The sequence below is a fragment of the Methanobacterium formicicum genome, assembly GCF_029848115.1.
Classification (GTDB): Archaea; Methanobacteriota; Methanobacteria; order Methanobacteriales; family Methanobacteriaceae; genus Methanobacterium; species Methanobacterium formicicum.
This window is the reverse complement of sequence record NZ_JARVXG010000029.1, coordinates 1-4,915: the sequence shown is the minus strand read 5'-3', so window position 1 is coordinate 4,915 and position 4,915 is coordinate 1. Positions and strand designations below refer to the sequence as shown.

Below are 4,915 nucleotides of genomic sequence, written 5' to 3'. Positions count from 1 at the left end.
TTGTTTCCGTTGTTGATTTGTATGGTGGCGGTGGCTAGTAGTTCTAAGAATTGAGGCATAGTAACAGTGGTAGTGCCGATTAATACATTATCGGGTAGTTTGTCGTAAGTTTCGATGTAATCTCTGACTGTGGTTGCCGCTTGTTTAATCTGGTCTATTGTAAAGGTAGTTGTTGGTTCTCCTGCGGCCATATTGTCATTAGAAGGAGAATTACTTAATTTTGATTGATCAGGATTATTTGCATTACTTGTGTTTGTATCACTTGTGTCTGTGATAGTCGTGTTATTAGCGGTTAAATTAGTGCTTTCGTTGTGAGATAGGTTTCCGTCTTCGGTTGCGGCGTAAGTTCCATTGATACTTACAACAGCTATTGCAAGTAGTAGCACTACAAAAAATATCTTTTTAATTTTATCGCCTCCGAATCAAAATCCCTTTAAAGTATTAAAAATTAACTCTACACTATTTTATGTTATGATTGAATACTTTTTAAGGATTTCAAAAAATCATTTAGACGTATATTAATATTAAAAATTCGTTATTATATATATTTGTTGATAGAAAATTTGAAAATAAACATAATTTGGGGCATTTTTATATCTTAGAACAGATTAAGATGGGGTAAAACTCAAAGTATTAAATTTCATTTTTCAGTCATCTTTTTTTTTAACAATATCTCGTTCAAACAATTATTTCTCTAAAAAAAAGCCTTTGATGAGTGATTAGAAGTGGGGAGTTGATGCTATAAAAATGTAGTTAAAAAGCTAATTCAGAGTAATTTAAATTGTATTCAGCCATTAACATTTGAAGTGATTTTAGGTAATATTTTATGAATTTCAACCCTTAACTTTACAATATCTTAATTGAAAACCTTTATAAGACATAATCTAATCATCCATACTAAGAAGTTGAATTCATCTATTGATTAATCCAAGATTAGCTAAATGCCAAATAATTTCCACTTACATCACATTGTATTGAATGAGGTATTATCAATATGAGCGTAGCACGTCGTGTAGCAAAAAACACTACAGTATTAATATTATCTAATATTATAGCCTATGTGTTCACTTTTCTTACAACTGTATATAGTGCAAGATATTTAGGGGTTGAAGGTTGGGGAATCATATCTATAGCACTTTCTATCACTGGTATTTTTGGTGTATTGACCGATCTTGGTTTATCAAGTCTTACTGTAAGAGAAGTTGCCAGAGATAAATCATTAGCGGATAAATATTTTGCAAATACCACTGTAATAAAAATTGTTTTAGGAATTATAACATTTGGAGTTATTGTAATAGTTTCTTATTTAGCAGGTTATTCTCAACAGATTATTAATGTAATTTGTGTTATGGCAATTTCTACTATATTAGGTTCGTTTACTGGCGTATTCTACTCTATTTTACAAGCTTATGAAAAAATGGAATATCAATCTTTAGCTACGATTATAAGTAATGTTATAATGTTGGCTTTAACATTATCAGTAATATATTTAGGATTATCTGTTGTCGCTTTTGCGTCAGTGTATGTTATTGTAGGCATATTTGGATTTTTATATATTTTCGTTATTTATGTGAAAAAAATCTCTTTACCCTACTTAGAAATAGATATTAATTTTTGTAAATCTGCATTTAAAGAAGCCCTGCCTTTTGCAGTAACAGGAATATTTGTAACAATCTATTTTTGGTTAGATTCATTCCTGCTTTCTATGATGGTAGGTAATGAGGCAGTTGGTATTTATAATGCAGCTTACAGGTTAATTTATGTCTTTTTATTCATACCTAACCTTTTTATCACCGCTTTGTTCCCTGTAATGTCTAGGCACTTTGAATCAGCAAAGGAACTATTAAAACTTGAATATCAAAAATCGTTTAAATATTTGTTTGTTGTAGCAATCTTTATCCTTATTTATGGTTTTGTATTTGCAGACGAGATAATACTACTTATTTATGGAGAAAAGTTTGTGCTTTCAATTATTGCTTTACAAACATTGATTTGGGCAATTCCAATAATATTCCTTAATGCCTTATTTACCAACATGATGAATGCTATGAATAAACAGAGATTAGTCACTGTTGTAGTGGGTTCGAATGCATTATTTAATGTGGTTTTGACTTTAATACTTATTCCTAACTTTAGTTTCGTTGGTGCTTCTATTGCCACAGTTCTAACTGAAGGATTGGGTTTCTCATTACTATTTTATTACATTTCAAGACACTACTTTAAAGTTTCCTTGAATTATTATATTCTCAAACCAATTTTAAGCGGTATAGTCTTGGGAATTTTTGTTTATATTATAAAAACACAACTAAATTGGATATTAGCAGGAATTATTGGGTTATTTATATACCTAATTGTTATTTATGTTATGAAAATAATTAATAATGAAGATATAAATCTTCTGAAGGAAATTTTACCATTTGAATTTAATAAACAAAAAGATGATTAGGATATTATTAAAGCGTTAGTTGTTACCTGTGCTCTTAGTGAAATTAATTATATGAATCGTGATAATGTGAAAATTGGAATTTATGCCCCTGATTTAAGTGCTTATGGTGGTGGAGAAAAGTATATCTGCAAAATTGCAGAGATCCTGGCTGAAAAAAATGATGTTGAATTCATTGTTTTCGAAAAACCTAATGTAGAAGAACTGGAAAGCCGGTTAAATGTTGATTTACAGGGAGTAAATATTCGGAAATTCGAATTAAATTATTTTGTCAAAGTCCTTCATTTACACCAACACGTTAAAGCATTCCTGCTAAAAAAAATAACCAAACAATATGATATTTTTATAAATCAAGATATAAACACGGTTATTCCCGCTAATTCATCTAAGAATTTTTATATATGTCAAATTCCCCCCACGAATATTAAAAGAAGTATTTTTGAAAGGGTGATGGCAAGAACTTTCTTTGACCAAAACCTTAAGACTTATGATAAAATAGTGGTGTACTCCACGTTTGTTAAAAAATGGGTTGAAAAATATTTCGATAATAAAATAGAGATATTAAATCCACCAGTTGATATAGAAAAGTTTCATCCTGGTCCAAAAGAGAATAAAATAGTAAGTGTGGGTAGATTTTTCACAGGAGCACATAGTAAAAAGCAGTTGGACATGATAAAAATCTTTAAAGAATTATATGATAATAATAAATCAGTAAAAAATTGGGAATATCATTTAGCGGGGGGTGTAGGTGATATACCCGAAAATAAGGAATATTTAAGACTTTGTCAAGAAGAATCGAAAGGTTACCCCATACATTTTCATGTTAACACCTCTCTTGAGAACCTGATAGACTTATACAGCAGATCAAAAATATTTTGGCATGCTACAGGGTTTAATGAAGATGAAAACAAAAACCCGGAAATTATGGAACATTTTGGCATAACCACCGGTGAGGCAATGTCTGCGGGATGTGTTCCTGTTGTTATAAATAAAGGAGGACAACCGGAAATTGTTCGTGACGGGGTGGATGGTTTTGTATGGAATGATTCAAGAGAGTTGAAGGAAATTACTTTAAAGCTTATAACTGATGAATATTTATTGAAAGAAAAAAGTTATGCAGCTATTATGAGGATAAAAGAATTTGGAATGGATAATTTTGTTAATAACACTAAAAAATTATTTAATTTTAAAGAATAATATAATTTATTATTCTTTTTTTCTAAGTTTTGAGTATTTAGAAAAGCATTTTCTAATCTTTAGCCCCATATAAATGATGATCTTTGATAAGGATGCCATAAATACTCCATGGTTTTTCCTAAAATAAAGAACACGGAATTTATGCATATAAGGGTCGTTTATCCATTTATCTTCCTGTGAAGCGCCACCAATGTGGACTATTTCACATCTAGGATCATATATTACAGAATATCCTGCTTCGTGAATCCTTTTACAGTAGTCTACGTCTTCCACTGTGAAGAAATAATCCTCATCTAATAATCCTACTTCTTCAATTTTCTTTTTTTCCATCAGCATAAAAGCACCGATGACATTGCCTACATTGTGTGGTTCTTTCCATTTATTCAAATCAGGATAAGAATTATTATCTTTTAATAGAATATATTCCTGAATTAATCCTTTAATAGAAGGCAATTCTGCACACGAAACCTGAAAGGATCCATCTTCACCCACTAGTTTCGGAGCCCATACTCCACATTTATTATTATTTTTAATATAATCTATTCCAGTGACTAAACATTTTGAATTAATAAAAGCATCATTATTCAATAGTAAAACAAATTCACCTTCACTAGCGAGAATACCTTGATTATTCGCTTTAGAAAAACCCTTGTTTTCAATATTTTCAATTATATAAGCATCAGGTATAAGCGTTTTAAGTTTATCAGCAGTTTCTTGGGCGCTGTTGTCAACGATTATCACTTGAGTTTTTATATTTGCATCTTTAGTTGCATTAATCACATAACTAACACATTTCGATGTGAGATTTACATTTTTATAATTTAATATTATTACAGATAGCATAATCTTCGTTATCTTAGCACTTCCTTTATTTTCTTAAAACTTATTATAGTTCATAATAGAAATTTATGTATTCAATGGTAATATTTATTATTTAATGAATTCAATTTGATAGTGGTGATCTGTGATTAGATCCAAATTTACCAAAGGCAATAGATAAAACTATCTAGATTTCTTTGTTTGTGGAGCCAAAAAAATGGTGCTTTCAAGAGCTAAAAATGCGGCTAAGGATAAAGGATATATTTATGTGATCCGTTCAGGGATTAAAATTGTTAGAGGGCACGTTTATAATTTAATTCATAAAGGTAGTTTCCAATATTATTATTACGGCTTTGTAGAAACCCTAATTTTTTTTATTTGAAGACAGGTTTTTTTTGTAATAAAAAAAATTTGTAAGTTTTAAGTTGTGTTTTCCTGTTTTCACTTGAAATTACA

3 protein-coding genes and 1 pseudogene are annotated in these 4,915 nt (G+C 29.8%); 2 read left to right on the top strand and 2 right to left on the bottom strand.

The annotated features are described in order from the left end of the window. A pseudogene (locus QC759_RS02190) lies at positions 1–386 on the bottom strand (hypothetical protein); the annotation flags it as partial. 608 nt (positions 387–994) lie between these two features. Here QC759_RS02190 and QC759_RS02185 point away from each other — a divergent pair. Beyond that, entirely contained in the window at positions 995–2,446 is a 1,452-nt protein-coding gene (locus tag QC759_RS02185; RefSeq protein WP_048073372.1) for a flippase, read from the top strand. Between the two features lie 66 nt (positions 2,447–2,512). Further along, complete coding sequence (locus QC759_RS02180) at positions 2,513–3,640, top strand: glycosyltransferase family 4 protein (protein ID WP_279844873.1); 1,128 nt, start codon at positions 2,513–2,515, stop codon at positions 3,638–3,640. A 9-nt stretch (positions 3,641–3,649) separates the two neighbouring features. Here QC759_RS02180 and QC759_RS02175 read toward each other — a convergent pair whose 3' ends face one another. Next, positions 3,650–4,483: a glycosyltransferase family 2 protein gene (locus QC759_RS02175; RefSeq protein WP_048073370.1), complete on the bottom strand. Its 834-nt coding sequence runs from the start codon at positions 4,481–4,483 to the stop codon at positions 3,650–3,652. Positions 4,484–4,915: the final 432 nt, after the last annotated feature.

Excerpts from the sequence above, each read along its gene's own strand:
- QC759_RS02185 (WP_048073372.1), top strand. The coding sequence starts at position 995 with ATGAGCGTAGCACGTCGTGTAGCAAAAAACACTACAGTATTAATATTA.
- QC759_RS02175 (WP_048073370.1), bottom strand. The coding sequence starts at position 4,483 with ATGCTATCTGTAATAATATTAAATTATAAAAATGTAAATCTCACATCG.